General features: G+C 71.6%; 16 protein-coding genes. 8 read left to right on the top strand and 8 right to left on the bottom strand.

The window, feature by feature from the left end; genetic code table 11:
* The first annotated feature begins 37 nt into the window (after window positions 1-37).
* The 4 genes from AB0H93_RS16060 to AB0H93_RS16045 all read left to right on the top strand — a co-directional run bounded on the left by AB0H93_RS16060 (window position 38) and on the right by AB0H93_RS16045 (window position 2,351).
* On the top strand, window positions 38-529 hold the full coding sequence (locus AB0H93_RS16060) for a tryptophan-rich sensory protein (protein ID WP_358572888.1): 492 nt from the start codon (window positions 38-40) through the stop codon (window positions 527-529).
* Between the two features lie 49 nt (window positions 530-578).
* A complete protein-coding gene (locus AB0H93_RS16055) occupies window positions 579-1,256 on the top strand; it encodes an MBL fold metallo-hydrolase (RefSeq protein WP_358572886.1) in 678 nt (225 codons plus the stop codon).
* Window positions 1,235-1,639, top strand: coding sequence for a nuclear transport factor 2 family protein (locus tag AB0H93_RS16050; RefSeq protein WP_358572884.1), 405 nt, complete (start codon window positions 1,235-1,237; stop codon window positions 1,637-1,639). The genes AB0H93_RS16055 and AB0H93_RS16050 overlap by 22 nt, the downstream gene beginning before the upstream one ends.
* Before the next feature lie 100 nt (window positions 1,640-1,739).
* Window positions 1,740-2,351, top strand: coding sequence for a LysE family translocator (locus tag AB0H93_RS16045; RefSeq protein WP_358572882.1), 612 nt, complete (start codon window positions 1,740-1,742; stop codon window positions 2,349-2,351).
* Between the two features lie 66 nt (window positions 2,352-2,417).
* Here the strand turns inward: AB0H93_RS16045 and AB0H93_RS16040 are convergent, their stop codons facing one another.
* Entirely contained in the window at window positions 2,418-3,491 is a 1,074-nt protein-coding gene (locus tag AB0H93_RS16040) for an AI-2E family transporter (RefSeq protein ID WP_358572881.1), read from the bottom strand.
* Window positions 3,492-3,736: 245 nt separating this feature from the next.
* Between AB0H93_RS16040 and AB0H93_RS16035 the strand changes: the two genes are divergently transcribed.
* Window positions 3,737-4,243 (top strand): DUF1269 domain-containing protein, encoded by a 507-nt coding sequence (locus tag AB0H93_RS16035; protein WP_358572879.1) that lies wholly within the window; start codon window positions 3,737-3,739, stop codon window positions 4,241-4,243.
* A gap of 9 nt (window positions 4,244-4,252) precedes the next feature.
* On the opposite strand, the gene AB0H93_RS16030 is transcribed toward AB0H93_RS16035, so the two are convergent.
* Both AB0H93_RS16030 and AB0H93_RS16025 read right to left on the bottom strand, forming a co-directional pair.
* Window positions 4,253-6,049 (bottom strand): alkyl sulfatase dimerization domain-containing protein, encoded by a 1,797-nt coding sequence (locus AB0H93_RS16030; RefSeq protein WP_358572877.1) that lies wholly within the window; start codon window positions 6,047-6,049, stop codon window positions 4,253-4,255.
* A gap of 186 nt (window positions 6,050-6,235) precedes the next feature.
* Window positions 6,236-7,711 (bottom strand): SDR family oxidoreductase, encoded by a 1,476-nt coding sequence (locus AB0H93_RS16025; RefSeq protein WP_358572875.1) that lies wholly within the window; start codon window positions 7,709-7,711, stop codon window positions 6,236-6,238.
* A 135-nt stretch (window positions 7,712-7,846) separates the two neighbouring features.
* Between AB0H93_RS16025 and ligD the strand changes: the two genes are divergently transcribed.
* Window positions 7,847-8,845, top strand: coding sequence for a non-homologous end-joining DNA ligase (gene ligD, locus AB0H93_RS16020; RefSeq protein ID WP_358572873.1), 999 nt, complete (start codon window positions 7,847-7,849; stop codon window positions 8,843-8,845).
* 6 nt (window positions 8,846-8,851) lie between these two features.
* Here ligD and AB0H93_RS16015 read toward each other — a convergent pair whose 3' ends face one another.
* The 3 genes from AB0H93_RS16015 to AB0H93_RS16005 form a co-directional block, all read right to left on the bottom strand.
* A complete protein-coding gene (locus AB0H93_RS16015; RefSeq protein ID WP_358572871.1) occupies window positions 8,852-10,465 on the bottom strand; it encodes an MFS transporter in 1,614 nt (537 codons plus the stop codon).
* Entirely contained in the window at window positions 10,462-10,899 is a 438-nt protein-coding gene (locus AB0H93_RS16010) for a DUF2871 domain-containing protein (protein ID WP_358572869.1), read from the bottom strand. The genes AB0H93_RS16015 and AB0H93_RS16010 overlap by 4 nt, the downstream gene beginning before the upstream one ends.
* A gap of 117 nt (window positions 10,900-11,016) precedes the next feature.
* Window positions 11,017-11,934 carry an AraC family transcriptional regulator gene (locus AB0H93_RS16005; protein WP_358572867.1) on the bottom strand — a complete coding sequence of 306 codons (918 nt, stop codon included), beginning with the start codon at window positions 11,932-11,934 and terminating at the stop codon, window positions 11,017-11,019.
* 149 nt (window positions 11,935-12,083) lie between these two features.
* On the opposite strand from AB0H93_RS16005, the gene AB0H93_RS16000 reads away from it, so the two are divergent.
* Window positions 12,084-13,526, top strand: coding sequence for an MFS transporter (locus AB0H93_RS16000; RefSeq protein ID WP_358572865.1), 1,443 nt, complete (start codon window positions 12,084-12,086; stop codon window positions 13,524-13,526).
* Window positions 13,527-13,579: 53 nt separating this feature from the next.
* Here AB0H93_RS16000 and AB0H93_RS15995 read toward each other — a convergent pair whose 3' ends face one another.
* Window positions 13,580-14,836 (bottom strand): DUF418 domain-containing protein, encoded by a 1,257-nt coding sequence (locus AB0H93_RS15995; protein ID WP_358572863.1) that lies wholly within the window; start codon window positions 14,834-14,836, stop codon window positions 13,580-13,582.
* A 171-nt stretch (window positions 14,837-15,007) separates the two neighbouring features.
* Between AB0H93_RS15995 and AB0H93_RS15990 the strand changes: the two genes are divergently transcribed.
* Window positions 15,008-16,219 carry a sensor histidine kinase gene (locus tag AB0H93_RS15990; RefSeq protein WP_358573010.1) on the top strand — a complete coding sequence of 404 codons (1,212 nt, stop codon included), beginning with the start codon at window positions 15,008-15,010 and terminating at the stop codon, window positions 16,217-16,219.
* 22 nt (window positions 16,220-16,241) lie between these two features.
* On the opposite strand, the gene bla is transcribed toward AB0H93_RS15990, so the two are convergent.
* Window positions 16,242-17,159 carry a class A beta-lactamase gene (bla, locus tag AB0H93_RS15985; protein WP_358572861.1) on the bottom strand — a complete coding sequence of 306 codons (918 nt, stop codon included), beginning with the start codon at window positions 17,157-17,159 and terminating at the stop codon, window positions 16,242-16,244.
* Window positions 17,160-17,300: the final 141 nt, after the last annotated feature.

Below are 17,300 nucleotides of genomic sequence, written 5' to 3'. Positions count from 1 at the left end.
TGGACACGTCATCGAGCAACTTGAGGGGGCGTGCACGATGTCCAGTCCGCAGACCGGGCCCGAGTCCCAGGCGAAGGCCGAGGGGACGATGCCCGAGCAGGCCGCTGCGCCTGAACAGCAGAAGCAGTGGGCGATGGCGCCCGCGCAGCCCACCGGCGCGATGTCCGGGTGGCTGGCGTTCGCCGGGTCGCTGATCGCGATGATCGGCATCTTCAACATCATCGGCGGGATCACCGCGCTGTTCCGGCCCACCTACTACCTCGTCGGAACCGCTCAGCTGCTGGTCTTCGACTTCGCCGCCTGGGGCTGGTTCTGGCTGGCACTGGGCGTCGTGCAGGTCGTGGCCGGCGTCGGCTGCATGTACGGGCAGATGTGGGCGCGGATGACGGGCATCGGCCTGGCCGCGCTGAGCGCGATCGCGCACCTGGCGTTCCTAGCGGCGTTCCCGCTGTGGTCGCTGGTGGTCATCGCGATGTCCGTGCTGGTGATCTACGGCCTGATGGTGCCTCCGCGGGGAGCTGCCGCCTGACCGGCGATCATCCGCTGGAGCCGCGAGCGCGGGGCGTTAGGCTCGAGCCGTGGAGCTTCAAGGACAGTACGACGGACACGTCGAACCAGGTGGTGCCCCGGCGCGCCGTGAACTGGACGCGCTGACCATCACCAAGATCTCGGTCGGTCCGATGGACAACAACGCGTACCTGCTGGTGTGCCGCAGCACCGGCGACGCGCTGCTGGTCGACGCCGCCAACGACTCGGAGCGGCTGGCCGACCTGCTCGGCCACGACGCCCAGCGCCCGCGGCTGCGCACCATCGTGACCACCCACCAGCACGCCGACCACTGGCAGGCGCTGGGCGCCGTCGCCGGCCAGACCGGGTGCTTCACGCTGGCGCACCCGGCGGACGCCGATGCGCTGCCGGTGCCGCCGGACCGCCTGGTCGAGCACGGCGACACCGTCGAGGTCGGCGAGTCCCAGCTGTCGGTGATCCACCTGCGCGGCCACACGCCGGGGTCGATCGCCCTGCTCTACCGCGACCCGAACGGGCACCCGCACCTGTTCACCGGCGACTCCCTGTTCCCCGGCGGCGTGGGCAAGACCAGCTCCCCGGAGAACTTCCGGTCGCTGATCGACGACGTCGAGAACCGGATCTTCGCCGAGCTGCCGGACGACACCTGGTTCTACCCGGGCCACGGCGACGACTCGACGCTCGGGGCGGAGCGCCCCAAGCTCGCCGAGTGGCGCGAGCGCGGCTGGTGAGCGCCGACCTCGCGGCCGAGGTCGAGCGGGTGCACCGGCTGCTCGCGGAGTGGCTGGGCACGGACTGCGGGCCCGCGGTGCTGGAGGCGCTGCGGGCCGCGCACGCCGACGACTTCACCATGATCACCACCGATGGCAGGCCGATGGCGGTCGAGGACCTCTTCGGCGCCCTCGCCGGTGCCCGGAACGCGGCGCCGGGCCTGACCATCGAGGTCGACGAGATCACCGCGGCGGCGGACGCGGCGGATTTCGCGGTGGTGCACTTCCGCGAAACCCACCACCACGAGGGCACGACGACCCGCCGCAGGACGACGGCGGTCCTGCGGCGAACCGGCGAAGGCCTCCGCTGGCAGCACCTCCACGAGACGGCGGTAGCGGGCTGAGGCAGGTGCCGTGGGTCTTCCGGAAGCCGGGAGGCCCACGGGCCGCCGGCTCCGCAAAATGCGTCGCCGCCGGCGGCCGCGCGGTGGTAGCAATGCTCGAGTGAGCGTTGAATTCCTGCTGACTTCATTGGTGATCGTCGCGACGCCGGGTACCGGCATGCTCTACACGCTGGCCGCTGGGCTTTCCCGCGGGGCCCGGGCCAGCATCATCGCCGCCGTGGGCTGCACCCTCGGGATCGTCCCGCACATGCTCGCGGCCATCACGGGGCTCGCCGCGCTGCTGCACACCAGCGCCGTCGCGTTCCAGGTCATCAAGTACCTGGGCGTGGCTTACCTGCTCTACATGGCGTGGAGCACGTTCCGGGACAAGGGCGCGCTCACCGTGGAGCAGGACACGCCGCCGCGCTCGGCGGCGAAGGTGATCGTCTCCGGTGTCCTGGTGAACATCCTCAACCCGAAGCTCACCATCTTCTTCTTCGCGTTCCTGCCGCAGTTCGTGAGCAGCGCGGAGCCGAACGCGTTCCTCCGCATGGTCGAGCTCAGCGGTGTGTTCATGCTGCTGACGTTCGTGGTCTTCGCCGCCTGCGGTACGTTCGCCGCCGCGATCCGCAACCACGTGATCAGCCGCCCCCGGGTGCTGGCCTGGATGCGCCGCACCTTCGCCGCGGCGTTCGTCGCCCTCGGCGCCAAGCTCGCCTTCACCGAGCGGTGACCCGCGTGGCCGTCGCCGGCCGGATCGTTGACCGCTGCGGCTGGTGACGGCTCGGCCGAGACGTGATCAGCCGACGCCGGTGGCGTGTTCGGCGCGGAACTGGCGGATGAGGACCTTCAGGGCCGCTGCGATGGGGAGCGCGGTCAGCGCGCCGAGGACTCCCGCGAGGGCCGCGCCGAGCAGGATCGCGACGAACGCGCCGAGCGGGCTCAGCTCCACCGTCTTGGCGAAGATGCGCGGTGCGATCAGGTAGTTCTCCACCATCTGGTAGGCGCAGAAGAAGAGCAGCGTCACCACCGCCAGCGTCAGGCTTTGGCTCAGGGCGACGAGAATCCCCGTCACCGACGCCAGCGTCGCGCCGACCTGCGGGACCGCGTCGAACAGCGCGACGACCAGCGCCAGCAGCGCCGGGTAGGGCACTCCGGCGATGAGGAAGAACAGGTACGAGGCGATCCCGGCGCACAGGCAGACGCAGGCCTGCCCGGTGACGTAGCCGCCGACGCGGCCCATCGCCTCGCGCAGGGCCTCGGCCCGGCCCTCGCGGGCCGATGCGCCGCGTTCCACCGCGGCGTTGATCCGGGGCATCGCCAGCGAGAAGTAGACCATCAGGGCTCCCGCGGTGCAGGCGGCGAAGATGCCGCCGAAGAACGCACCGAGCGCCGCGAACCCCGCCGCCAGGGTGCTCGTCACGACGCCCGTGACCGCACCCATCGCCTGCTGCAGCTGCTCGTGCACGCTCGGATCGTTCAGCTTCGCCTGCAGCTCGGGATCGGCGCTGAGCTTCGCCGCGATGCCGCTGATGAGCTCCGGGATCTCCGAAACGAGCTGCCCGACATGCCCCACGGCGGGCACCAGCGCCAGCAGCACGAGCGCGCCGATGAGCAGGACGCCAACCAGGAGCAGCACCAGCAGGGCCAGCCCGCGACGCCAGCCGTGCCGGTGCAGCCAGGCGATGATCGGCTCCACGCCCAGCGCCAGGAAGAACCCCAGGAAGATCAGGATCAGCATGTCGCGGGCCGTGTACGCCAGCACCGCGACGACCCCGACCAGCAAGTACACGCAGGCGATCTTCGCGTGGTCGAACAGCGAGAGCCCCGGCCGCCCGCCCACCGGGGCGCCGCCGTCTTCCGGATCGCTCATTCCGCACCGCCTCTCCAGCCGAGCGGCGGGGCGCCGTCCCGCAGTACCGCCACTGTCCGTCCGCCGGGCACGGCGCGCAAAACACGACGGAGCGGGTCTTCGGGCTTGCTGCGACCAGGCCGGAACCCTCGGCGCCTTCTTCACTCTTTCGGGTTTTTTCCGGGCTGCGTGGGGGTGGGCGGACGGTTCTACTGGGCGAGCTGGCCCCGCTCAGCCGTTGAATCGATCAGGTCCGAGGAGTACCGATGGCCACTTTGACCGCCTGGAAGTTCGACAGCCCGGAAGGCGCCGAGGGGGCGGCGCAGAAGCTGCAGTCCCTGCAGAAGGAAGGGCTGATCACCATCTACGACGCGGCCACCGTCACGTGGCCGGAGTCGGCGAAGAAGCCGAAGACGCGGCAGCTGCACGACCTGACCGGGGCCGGCGCGCTCGGCGGCATGTTCTGGGGCATGCTGTTCGGGTTGATCTTCTTCGTGCCGATCCTCGGCGCCGCCATCGGCGCCGCGACCGGGGCGCTGGCCGGCTCGTTGACCGATGCGGGCATCGACGACGACTTCATCGACGAGACTCGGAACAAGGTCGTGCCCGGGACGTCGGCGCTGTTCCTGCTCAGCGACAACGCGGTGCTGGACCGGATCAAGGAGCACTTCCCCGGCGGCCACGCCGAACTCATCCACACGAACCTGTCCAACGAGCAGGAAGCCGCGCTGCGCCACACGTTCGAGGACACCGAGACGAAGCCCGCCGGCTGAGCGGGGCCGTCAGGGCGTCACGATCGGGAAGTTCGGGTCGGGCTCGCCCACCAGGCCGATCAGGCGCTCGAGGGTGCTGCGGTCGCCCCGGTAGTCGATGCCTTCCGGCTGCCGGCCGGCGACCAGCCCGAGCAGTTGGGCCTTCGTCAGCGTGAGGGCGAGGTCGGCGGGTTCGGCTTCCCGGACGGGTTCCTGGACCAGCACGCCGTTGGACAGCGTGGTCCGCACGTGCTCGTCGGCGTCCGTGACGTGCCAGTCGATGGCCAGGCCGGTGTCCGCGGCGCGCGGTCCGTCGATGCGGATCGCCATCGAGTCCAGGATCTGCCCGACCGTCAGCGCCGCGGCCATCCCGCCGGAGATGGCCGTCGGTGTCGGGACGATCCCGTGGCGGAGTTCGTGGGCTCCGGTGAGGTAGTAGTTCCGCCACGTCGCGTTCTCCGAGCCGAACCCGAGCCGCTGGTAGGTGTCCGCGAGCAGCTCCTCGGCCGCGGCGTGGCCCGGCTCGGCGAACACGGCGTGCTTCAGCAGCTGCGCCGCGAACCGCAGGTCCCCCTCGGACGCGTACTCGCGGGCCTTCTCCACCACGCGGTCCACGCCGCCGATGCAGTCGACGTAGCGCTTCGCCGTCTCCACCGGCGGATGTTCCCAGAGCGAAGCCGGATTGCCGTCGAACCAGCCCATGTAGCGCTGGTACACCGCCTTGACGTTGTGGCTCACCGAGCCGTAGTAGCCGCGCGCGTGCCAGGCGCCCTCCAGCGCCGGCGGGAGCTGGACCAGCTCGGCGATCTCCACGCCCGAGTAGCCGAGGTTGATCAGCCGCAGCGTCTGGTCGTGCAGGTAGGCGTACAGGTCGCGTTGCTCGGTCAGGAACTTCCGGACGCGATCGCCGCCCCAGGTCGGCCAGTGGTGGGAGGCGAACGCGACGTCGGTCTGCCCGGCGTAGCGCGTGATGGTCTCCGTGAGGTAGCGCGACCACATGCGGGTGTCGCGCACCTCGGCACCGCGCAAGGTGAGGACGTTGTGCATGTTGTGGGTCGCGTTCTCCGCCAGGCACAGCGCGCGGTGCTGCGGGAAGTGGAAGTTCATCTCCGCGGGCGCCTCGGTGCCCGGCGTGAGCTGGAACTCGATGCGCACCCCGTCGAGCGTCTCCTCCTGCCCGGTGCCGGTGATGTCCGTCGTGGGCGGGATCAGCGACACGCGGCCCTTCGACACGGCCTGCCCCAGCCCGGTGCCGACCTGTCCGTCCGGGCCGTTCGGCAGCACCATGCCGTACTGGTAGGCGCCGCGCCGGGCCATCGCGGTCCCGGCGTAGACGTTCTCCGACACGGCGTGCGCCATGAACCCCTCCGGGGCCAGGACCGGCACGTCGCCGGACGTGACGCCTTCGACGCCGCCGAAGTGGTCGACGTGGGAGTGCGTGTAGATCACCGCCGTGACCGGGCGGTCGCCGCGGTGCCGCCAGTAGAGGGCCAGCGCCGCCGCGGCGGTCTCGACGGACACCAGCGGGTCGATCACGATCACGCCGCGCTCGCCCTCGACCAGCGTCATGTTCGACAGGTCGAGGCCGCGGACCTGGTAGATCCCCGGGACGACCTCGTAGAGCCCCTGCCTGGCGCACAGCTGGGACTGCCGCCACAGGCTGGGATCGACCGTCGCCGGGCAGTCGCCGTCCAGGAAGCCGTAGGCGTCGGCGTCCCACACGACGCGCCCCTCGTCGTCCTGCACCGCGCCGGGCTTCAGCGCGGCTATGAAACCGCGGTCGGCATCGTCGAAATCTGCGCGATCGGAGAAGGGCAGCTCACTCACGAGACACTCCTGAACGTCCGCGAACACCTCGCGCGCCTCGATCCCTGAGCCTTCGCGCCGGTGCCGAATCGCGCGCTGCAACAGCGGATCCAGTACAACCGCTCACCGGGGTGGCCGCATCGCGAACGGGAACGTCCGAACGTTTCAGCGACAACCGCGCCGCGCACGGCGAAAGAAACTATCCACTTAGGACGCTCGCTCGGCGGCGCTCGTGATGTTGCGGGCCATTCCGCCGAAGACCAGGCCGTGGAACGGCGCCACCGCCCACCAGTAGGCGTGACCGAGCAGGCCTCTCGGGATGAACACCGCGCGCTGGCGGTAGCAGGACCCGGCCGCCCCGCCGGACTCCACCGACATCTCCAGCCAGGCCCGCCCCGGCACCTTCATCTCCGCCCGCAGCCGGAGGTAGCGGCCGTCCACGAGTTCCTCCACGCGCCACCAGTCGAGCGCGTCACCGATGCGCAGGCGGCGCGGGTCCCTGCGACCTCGCCGCAGGCCGACGCCGCCGATCAGCCGGTCGGCCCAGCCCCGCACGGCCCACGCGAGCGGGAACGAGTACCAGCCGTTGCCGCCGCCGATCCCCTCCACGACCCGCCAGACGTCCGGCGCCGACGCGGTGGTCCGGTGCTCGCGCACGTCCCGGTACGCGCTGCCCCCGGACCACGGCGGATCCGACGGCAGCGGCTCCCACGGGGCGCCCGCCGGTGACGCGTCCGACCACCTCGTTTCCACCTCGCCGCGCCGGATCTTCCGGAGGGCGAGACCGACCGCGTCCCGGTAGCTCGTCGTCCCGCCCTCCGGCGGCGGGACGAACTCGTCGATGTCGTGCTCGGCGCAGGTCGCCTCGTTGATCAGCGATTCGATCAGCGGCGCGCCGATGCTGCGCGGCACCGGGGTGACGATGTTGATCCAGAGCGAGCTCAGCCGGGGCGTGAGCACCCCGACCGGTACCATCCGCCGCCGCGGGAGCCCGGCCACCGCCGCGAAGCCGCTCATCATGTCCGCGTAGGTCAGCACGTCCGGGCCGCCGATGTCGAAGGTCCGGTTGACCGCCGCCGGCAACCGCGCCGCGCCGACCAGGTAGTGCAGCACGTCGCGGATCGCGATCGGCTGCACCCGGTTGCGCACCCAGTTCGGAGTGACCATCAGCGGCAGCCGTTCGGTGAGGTAGCGCAGCATCTCGAAGCTCGCCGAGCCGGATCCGATGATCACCGCCGCCTGCAGGGCGACCGCCGGAACCCCGCCGCGCAGCAGGATCTCGCCGACCTCGGCGCGCGATCGGAGGTGCTCGGACAGCCGGCCGGACGCGGGGTGCACGCCACCGAGGTAGACGATCCGCGCCACGCCCGCCCGCTCCGCCTCGGCAGCGACGATGGCCGCGGACCGCCGGTCGAGGTCGGCGAATCCCTTCTTCGCCAGCGAGTGGACCAGGTAGTACAGGACGTCGACGCCGTCGCAGGCGGAGCGCACCTGTTCGGCGTCGAGCAGGTCGCCGCGCACCACCTCGACCCGGTCTCGCCACGGCACGTCGCGGAGCTTCTCCGGGGAGCGGACGAGGCAGCGGACCCGGTGGCCCGCGTCGAGCAGCAGCGGCACCAGGCGGCCGCCGATGTAGCCGGTCGCTCCGGTCACCAGGCAGAGCCGGGACGTGGATTCGGCCATTGCGGAACGGTAGGACCGGGACCCGGCACCGACAAGTCGGGCCGCCCCTGCACCGGATCCGCGCGTCGAACATCCCGGTGGCCGGGCCTGCGACGACCTAGGCTTGCTGCGGGTGACCGAGCGGAGGGTTGTGCGATGGGTGAGGGCGTCACGGTGGACGTCGGGGGTACCGAGGTTTCGGTTTCGCATCCCGACAAGGTCTTCTTCAGCCGGCGCGGCGAGACGAAGCTCGACCTCGTCCGGTACTACCAGGCCGTCGCCGGCCCGCTGCTGGGCACGTTGCAGGGGCGGCCGCTGCTGCTGGAGCGGTACCCGGACGGCGCCGGGGGCAAGTCCTTCTTCCAGAAGCGGGTGCCGAAGTCCGCGCCGCCCTGGCTGCAGACCACCGTCGTCGCCACGCCCAACGGCACCACCAGCGACGCGCTCGTCGCCGCCGACCTGGCCCACATCGTCTGGGCCGTGAACCTGGGGTGCCTCGGGTTCCACGTCTGGCCGTACCACGCCGACACGCCGGAGATCGCCGACGAGCTGCGCATCGACCTCGACCCCTCCCCCGGCGTGCGGTATGCACAGGTGATGGAGGCCGCCGTGGCGACCAGGGAGCTGCTCGCCGAGGACGGCATCGTCGCGCAGGTGAAGACGTCGGGATCCCGGGGCCTGCACATCTACGCTTCGCTGGAACCGCGGTGGGACAGCTACGAGGTGCGGGCCGCGGCGGTCGCGCTGGCCCGCGAGCTGGAGCGCCGCCACCCCGAGCTCATCACCGCGAAGTGGTGGAAGGAGGAGCGGGGCGCGCGGGTTTTCGTCGACTTCAACCAGAACGCCCCGCACAAGACGGTTTTCGGCGCGTGGTGCGTGCGGCCCCGGGTGGGGGCGCAGGTCTCGACCCCGATCGGCTGGGACGAGCTCGAATCGGTCGACCCCGACGAGCTCACCATCGCGACCGTGCCGGGCCGGGTCGCGGAGCTCGGCGATCCGTGGGCCGGCCGGCGGCCGCAGTCGATCGAGCCGCTGCTCGAACGGTCCCGGCGGGACATGGCCGCCGGGTTGCTGGACGCGCCGTGGCCGCCGGTCTACCCGAAGCAGCCCAACGAGCCGCCCCGCGTCGCGCCGAGCCGCGCCAAGAAGTCCTGACCCGCCTCATTCCCGGCTCGCCGCGGCGATCTCCCACCGAGTGGCCACTGTGGACACCCGGGCGGCGCCGACCAGTCCCAGCACCAGGAAAGCCGCGTTGAACAGCACCGCATCGCGGGTGGCGTCGCCGAATCCCCGGGACAGCGCCGGGACAACTGCGGGATCGGTAGCGCGGAGCTCGCCGATCAGCGCCCCGGCCGATTCGCGGGTGCCTTCGGCCAGCTCGTGCGCGGCAGGGGGCGGGACGTGCGCGGCGAGCAGCTCGGCTTCGGTGGCGCCCGACAGACCGAAGGCGAGCACCGCGCCGGCGATGGCCGTGCCCAGTGCCGCCCCGAGCTGGCGCACCGTGCTCTGCGTCGCCGATCCCTGCCCGGACTTCGCGGCCGGGATGTCGGCCAGCGTCGTGCCGGTCAGCTGCGCGGCGGCCAGGCCCAGGCCCGCGCCGTAGCCGACCAGCAGCAGCGCGAGCAGCCACGGCGAGATCTCGGGGCCGACGACGAGTGCGATCGCGAGGACGGCGATGACCTCCAGCAGGAGGCCGGCCACGACGACCTTCGGCGGTCCGAGCCGGGCGGCGAGGTGCCGTGCGGCGGCCCCGGACGCGAACGCGCCCGCCGCCATCGCGGCCAGCACCAACCCGGCCGACATCGTGCTCATGGCCAGGACGTTCACCAGGAACAGCGGAAGCACGAACAGCAGCCCGAACTCGCCGACCGCGACCGCCAGCGCCGTCAGGTTCCCCCACCGGAAGGTCGGGACGCCGAACAGGCCCAGGTCCAGGATCACCGACCGGCCGGTGCGGGCGCGGTGGCGCTCCCACGCGACGAACAGCGCCAGGGCGAGCAGGCCGATCGCGGCGCTGGGCACGACGATCGACACCGGTGCCGTCCTCGGCCAGGTGAAGCCGAGAACGGCGAAGTCCGCCGCCGGCCGCCACCAGCCCAGCGCGGCGCCTTCGATCACCGCGAACACGACCGCGCCGAAGCCCAGCACGCTCAGCAGCAGCCCCACGACGTCGCGGCCCGGCTCGGCCGCCTCAGCGCGGGTCTCGGGCACGACGAGCCAGGCACCGACGAGCACGACCGCCGCGATCGGCAGGTTGACCAGGAAGATCCACTGCCAGCTCGCCGAGCTCGTCAGCCAGCCGCCCAGCAGCGGGCCGACGGCCGCCATCCCGGAGATGACCGAACCCCAGATGGCGAAGGCGATCACCCGGTCCCGCCCGCGGAACACCGCGTTGACCGTGGAGAGGGTCGCCGGCAGCACCGCGGCCCCGCCGACGCCCTGCACCACCCGGGCGGCGATCAGCCCACCGGCGCCGCTCGCGAGCCCGGCGAGCAGGCTGCCCGCCGCGAACACCACGACGCCGACGACGAACAGGCGCCGCCGGCCGAGGCGGTCGCCGAGGCTGCCCGCGGTCAGCAGCAGGGCCGCGAACACCACCGAGTACAGGCTGTTGATCCACTGCGCGTCGCTGATGTCCAGCGACAGGTCGCCGATGATGACCGGGAGCGCGACCCCGACGATCGTGCCGTCGACGACGATCATGGACAGCCCGGTGGCGAGCACCGCCAGCGCCGCCCACTTGCGCGGCGGGCCCGCGCTGCCCGGCTCGGTCACCGGATCGCTTCGGCGCGCTGCTCGGCGTTCTCCTTGCCGGGCAACGCCTTTCGCAGCGACAGGAACAGGTGGATCAGGCCGAGCGTGATCAGGATGTGGCCGAGCCCGGCGATCCCGGAGATCGCGGCCGAGCTTTCTTTGCCCAGCACGGTCAGCGTGCCGTGCACGAGCATCATCGCCGCGGTGAGGGCGAGACCGGAGTTGTAGAACCAGAAGAACAGCGTGAACAGCTTGTTCCCGGACAGCGCGAAGGCCTTGTCCAGCGCCAGCACCAGCAGGAAGAACAGCATGCCCAGCGCGAGCAGATGGGTGTGCAGCACGGAGAGCTGGGTGTCGCCGGTGAAGTCCAGCGCCTTGGTGAACTCGCGGTAGTACAGCCCCGCGGCCAGCCCGAGGATCATGTAGACCAGTGCCGACCAGTACAGCTTCTTCATCGCCGATGCGCTTCCTTCCAACCGGGGCGTTCCACCGATATCCACTGTGGTCGGGCCGGCCGTCCGGCACATCGCACCGCGGGATGGCCGCGCGGAGCCGAAGGGTGGACCGCGAAATCAACCGTTCGATCGATGCGCGAGCTGCTCGCGGCGGTACTGGCCCGGGGCGGCGCCGTGCGCCCGCTTGAACGCCTTGGCGAACGCGTATTCCGAGGCGTAGCCGACCTCTTCGGCGATCACCGACAGCGCCGCGTCGGTTTCGCGCAGGCGGCGGGCCGCAGTGATCATCCGCCACCTGGTCAGGTAGGTCAGCGGCGGTTCGCCGACCAGCGCGGTGAAGCGGCGCGAGAAGGTGGCGCGCGACATCCCGACCCGCGCGCCGAGCCCCTCGACCGTCCACTGGTGCGCGGGATCGTCGTGCATCGCGGCGAGGGCGGCGGTGATCGCCCGGTCCTGGAACACCGAAGCCCAGCCCGTGATGCGGTCGCCCTCGGCCCGCTCGTCGAACCAGGCCCGCAGCGTGCAGATGAGCAGCACGTCCAGCAGGGCGGGCACCATCGCGTCCCGGCCGGGCCGGTCGCCGGCGAGCTCGGCGGTGAGCAGGTCGACCGCCGCGCGCAGTTCGGGATGGCGGCCGAGGCGCGCCGGAACGTGCACGACCTCGGGCAGCTCGTCGAGCAGCGGATGCGACCAGCCGGAAGCGAACTCGTACACGCCGCAGAGCAGCGTCGAACGCGCGCCCGCCCCGTCGACCACGCGCGGCTCGCCCGGCCCGGGGATCTCGTCGAGCGGCGTATCCGGGCTGTCGGCGAGCCCGTGGCCCTCGTCCAGGTACAGGAAGGCGACGTCACCGACGCCCAGCGGGACCGGTTCGCCGACGCGCGGGATCAGCCAGCAGGAACCCTGCAGCACCACGTGGAATCCCGCGCCCGACGCCTTCGAGTACCGGCGCCCCCACGGCGCGTGCCGGACGAACGTCCCCGAGGCGGGCCGCCCGGTGCGCAGCGCGGCGACGGTGTCGCTCAGCACATCCACGCCGGAATCCTATCGTGCCCTCACTTGATACGACCGGACATCAAATCGAGATTCTCAGCCATCGTTCGTCTCATGATCGCGGACTAGCTTTGCTCCAGCGCGGGCCGATCGGACCCGCGGTCCGCAGATCTCACCGGGAGGACTCGTCGATGACTCAGAGCGTTTCGCAGCAACACCGCCGGCGCGGCCTGTCGCTGGGCGTGCTGCTGACCATGCAGTTGATGGTCGTCCTGGACGGCACCGTCGTCACCGTCGCGCTGCCGTCCATCCAGGACGAGCTGGGATTCTCGCCGTCCGGGCTGGCCTGGGTGGTGAACTCCTACCTGATCGCCTTCGCCGGGCTGCTGTTGCTGTCCGGACGGCTGGGCGACCTGATCGGGGGCAAGAAGGTGTTCCTGGCCGGGTTGATCACCTTCACCGCCGCATCGGTGCTGTGCGGGGTGGCGGTCGACCCGGCGATGCTGGTCGTCGGGCGGTTCGCGCAGGGCGTCGGCGGCGCGCTGTCGTCCGCGGTGATCCTGGGCATGATCGCCGGGCTGTACCCGCGGCCCGGCGAGCAGGCCAGGGCGATGGGCATCTACAGCTTCGTCTCCGCCGGCGGCGGCGCGATCGGGCTCATCGCCGGTGGCGTCCTCACCCGAACCCTGGGCTGGGAAGGCGCTTTCCTGGTGAACGTGCCGATCGGCGCGGTGACGCTCGTGCTGGCGGTCCGGGTGCTGGCCGACACCCCCGGGCTCGGTTTCCGCCGCGGCGCCGACCTCCTGGGCGCGGTCCTGGTGACCGCCGGGCTGTCGCTGGGCGTGTACGCGATCGTGCAGCTGGCCGAGCCGACCAGCAGCACCGGGACGACGCTCGGCTGCGCCGTGGTCGCCGTCGCCCTGGTAGCGGCTTTCCTGGTGCGCCAGGCGAAAACGGCCACTCCGCTGCTGCCGCTGCGGATCTTCCGGAGCCGGCAGCTCTCCGCCGCCAACGTCGTCGTGGTGCTCGTGTTCGCCGCCGGCTTCGGCTTCCAGTTCTTCAACGCGCTGTACCTGCAGCGGGTGCTGGGCTTCGACTCGCTGCAGACCGGCCTGGCCTTCGTCCCGGCACCAGTGACGCTCGGCACCGTCTCGCTGTTCTTCGCCGCCCGGCTGACCGACCGGTTCGGCGCCCGGAAGGTGCTGCTCACCGGCCTGTTCGCGCTGGGCTCCGGGCTGGCGCTGCTCAGCCGCGCCCCGGTGGGCGGCGACTACTTCGCGGACGTGCTGCCGACGCTCTTCCTGATGGGCGCCGGGATGGGGCTGGCGATACCCGCCGTCATCACGATGGCCATGTCGGGCGCCGACCCGCGCGACGCCGGGCTGGCCTCCGGGCTCAACAACACCGCCCAGCAGGCCGGGGCGGCCGTCGGGCTCGCGACCCTGGCGACGCTCGCCGCCGGTCACACCGACACCCGGCTCCAGGCCGACGCGGACGCGCTGTCGGCGCTGCGCGACGGCTACAGCATGAGCTTCCTCCTCTCCGCCGGTTTCGTGTTCGCCGGCCTCTCCATCGCCTTCGTCGCCCTGCGCCCCGCGCCGAAGCCGGAGACCGTCGTCGAAGCGGCGCATTGAACCCCGTCTGCCCGCCGGGTGCGTTCCCGGCGGGCAGGCGTCGTCCCGGTCGGTCAGCGGACGACCGCGGCGGCGACTCGGACCGACGTCCAGTGCAGGACTCGCTCCAGCGGGCCGCGGCCGAGGAATGGTCGCCACAATCCGCAGAACAGCATCGAGACCAGTGCGAAGCCGATCAGCGGAAGCCACGGGTACGCCGCCATCGCCGGTGCCGCGGTGTCCACCAGGATCTTCAGCACCACCGCCTGCGCCGTGTAGACGGTCAGTGCCAGGGCGCCGACCGCCGTCAGCGGCGCGAGCACCCGGCCCAGCCGGTCACCGGCGAACAGGCAGAGCGCGAGGACCGCCAGCGCGACGCCGGTGGAGCCCACGATCTCGAACGTCGTGCCGGAATGCGGCGCCGCCAGCAGCAGCATCGCCGGAGTGCCTGCGGGCACCGTCCCGAAGTTCGACATCTGCAGGAGCTCCATCGGGCTCTTCCCGAGCTCGGCCGCCATCGGGCTCAGTGCGTCCAGCAGCGGCGAAAGCGCTTTCACGCCACCGAAGACGTTCAGCGCGAGCCACGAACCGCCGTACCCGACGACCGCCACAACGGCGCCCGCCACCAGCAGACGCAGCCGAACGGCCGTCGAGCGCAGATCGAGCCGCCCGACCGCGATGCCGACGAACACGAACGGCATCCAGGTCAGCACCGGGTACGCGCCGTCGAGCAGCAGCCGCAGCAGCCCGGCCCCGGCTTCCTGCGGCGAAGCCAGGTCGCCGAAGGACAACGCGCCGCCTGCCGTTTCCGCACTGTCGACCGAGCCGCGGATGAGGAACGAGACCTGCGGGGCGACGAGCGCCCACATCCCGGCGAGCGCCGCGAGCGCCACGGGAGGCATGCGCAGCATCGGCAGGGCGAGCACGAAGTAGATCGCGTAGAACGACAGGATCACCATGACCGGGGCGCCGATCTGCGTCAGCGCCATGCCGAGCACGAACAGGATCGCCGCCCGGACGGCGATCCGGACGCGATCCCGCCGCAGCAGCGCGCCGTCGTGCGGATCGCTGCCACCGGTGAGCAGCGCGAGCGACACGCCGGCCAGCGTGGCGAACAGGATCGACGCGTGCCCGTTGCCGAGCTTCGCCAGCACCTCCGCCGCCGTGCCCGCCTGCGGATCCAGCATCGCCGGCCCGATGTGCGCGACGAACATGCCCAGCACCGCCAATGCGCGGGCCAGGTCGACACCGCTCAGGCGCGCCGAACGCGGCCGCGGTTCGGGTATCTCCACGGTGCTGGGTGCTGTTCGGCTTTCGTTCGTGTGGACCATGGACCAAAGCTATGGCGGGCGGTCCTGCGCGGACATCGACCGCGAGTCCCATGCTGTGATCATTCCCGGATCGCAGAAACCCATGCGCCGCAACGCGGGGGTCATACCTGAGTAGTACGACCGCAGGCCAATTCGGTCGGCGCGCCGTTCCCATACGCTTGTGTCGTGGCAATGCGGAGTCTGATCGCGAACTTCCCGGGCAAGCTCGCCCCCGACGAGCAGCCGAACTTCGTCGGCACGCGGCCGGCCTGGATGGCGCGGGTGCCCCGGTGGGTGATCCTCGCCGTCATCAGCGGATTCGTCTTCTTCCTCTCGGTGTGGGCCACGATCCTGAACAACCCGGACCACGACCTCGAGATGTGGTGGCAGCTGGGGGCCGGGCTCGTGGGCTCGCTCGCCCTGCTGGGGATGCGGCGGTTCCCGGTCACCGTCGCCCTGGCCGCGGCGGTGACGCACCTGGCGACGCCGTTCTACATGGGCGGTTTCGTCGCGCAGTACGCGCTGGGCGCCTACGGCCGGAAGCGCTGGCAGGTCTGGGGCACCGCGGCGCTGAGCATCGTTGCGGCACCGGCCGTGCTGAGCGGGATCACCACGTTCAGAACCCTCGGCGACTTCCTCACGATGATGATCATGATCTCGCTGGTCAACCTGTTCCCGCTGGTCGTCGGGCTCTACATGGCCGGTCGCCGGGCGCGGCTGGCCCACTGGGTGGAGCGCGCCGAGCGGGCCGAGCGGGAGCAGGCCCTCATCGCCGAGCGGACCCGCGCCGAGGAGCGCGCCCGCATCGCCCGCGAGATGCACGATTCCATCGCGCACCAGGTGAGCCTGGTCGTGGTGCACGCGGGCGCGCTGGAGCTGCTGGCCGAGCGCGATCCCGCGAAGGCCGCCCAGGCGGCCGCGACCATCCAGGACGTTGGCCGCGGCGCGCTGAACGAGCTCCGGCAGATGATCGGTGTGCTGCGCTCGGACCCCTCCGACCAGCGGCCCGAACCGCCCCAGCCGACTCTGCAGGACGTCGAAGCGCTCGTTTCCGCTTCCAGCGACGCCGGTCTGGCCGCCGAGCTGCGCATCGACGGCGACCGCCGGCGGCTGCCCGACCATGTCGAGCGCGCCGCGTACCGGGTCATCCAGGAGGCGCTGACCAACGTGCACAAGCACGCCGGCGGTTCGCACGCCTCGGTCGCGCTCTCCTACCGGCCGGAGAACCTGGAGATCTCGGTGCGCAACAGCCGTCCCGCCGAGGGCTTCCAGCGCAGCCTGCCCAGCGGCGGGCAGGGCCTGATCGGGCTCTCCGAACGAGTGCAGCTGGCGGGCGGCGACATCGACTCGGGGCCGCTGCCCGACGGTGGTTTCCGCGTGACCGCAACGCTTCCCGCCAGCTGACGATCGTCCACAGTGGCCGGGATCAGCCCAGCGCCGCGGCGACGACGCGCGCGGTGTCGGCGTGCAGCCCGTTGTCGACCTCGTCGTCCTTCCGCGGTCGAGTGGTCAGGACGGCGATGACGATGGCCTGGCCGCGGTCGGTCCAGGTGACGGCCACGTCGTTGCCCGAGGCGTAGTCCCCGGTGCCGGTCTTGTCGCCGGTGCGCCAGGTCGGCGGCAGGCCCGCGCGGATCCGCGCGGCGCCGGTGGTGTTGGCGAACAGCCATCCGGTCAGCCGGTCGCGCTCGGGCGCGCCGAGGGCGTCGCCCACCACCAGCGCCCGGTAGCCCGCGGCGATCCCGGCCGGCGTGGTGGTGTCGCGCTCGTCGCCGGGGATCGCCGTGTTGAGCTCCGTTTCCCAGCGGTCCAGGCGGGTGCTGCCGTCGCCGATCGAACGCGCGAACGCGGTGATCGCAGGCGGGCCGCCGAGCTCGGCGAGCAGCAGGTTGCCCGCGGTGTTGTCGCTGCGGGTGATCGCCGCGGCGCACAGCTCGTTGACCATCAAGCCGATGCCCGCGTTGGGCGCGGTGACCGGCGAGTTCGCCACCAGGTCGGCCTCGGTGTAGTGGATCAGCTTGTCGAAGTAGCCGCCGGCCAGGCCGTGCCGGTGCAGCAGAGCGCCGGCCGCGTAGGTCTTGAACGTCGAGCACATCGCGAAGCGCTCGTCGGCGCGGTACCCCATGGAACGTCCGGTGTGGACGTTGACCGCGAACAGCCCGAGCCGGGCGTCGTAGCGGCGTTCCAGGTCGGCGAAGACCGGGGCGTGCTTGCCGGTGAGGTCCGGCCCCGCGTCGCTCGGCGCCGCCGCTACGCCGCTCGAACCGCACGCGGCCACCGCCGGGGCGGCCAGCAGCGCACCCAGGATCGCTCGACGTCCGACGCGGGTTTCGTGGTGCTGCAAGGAAATTCTCCAATCGATCGGGTCTGCCGCCAATCAAGCAGCCCGCGACCGATAGCGCCAATCCGCGCCCGGCCCGCGTCCGATAGCAAATCGATATGGCCGCAGCTGCCGGGCGGCGCCCGGCCGCTCCCGGCCCGCGAA

Origin of the sequence: Saccharopolyspora sp. NPDC050642, assembly GCF_040654735.1 — a bacterium.
GTDB classification, from domain to species: domain Bacteria; phylum Actinomycetota; class Actinomycetes; order Mycobacteriales; family Pseudonocardiaceae; genus Saccharopolyspora; species Saccharopolyspora elongata.
Note: the sequence above shows the minus strand (reverse complement) of the source record. Positions and strands in the feature narration are given on the sequence as shown.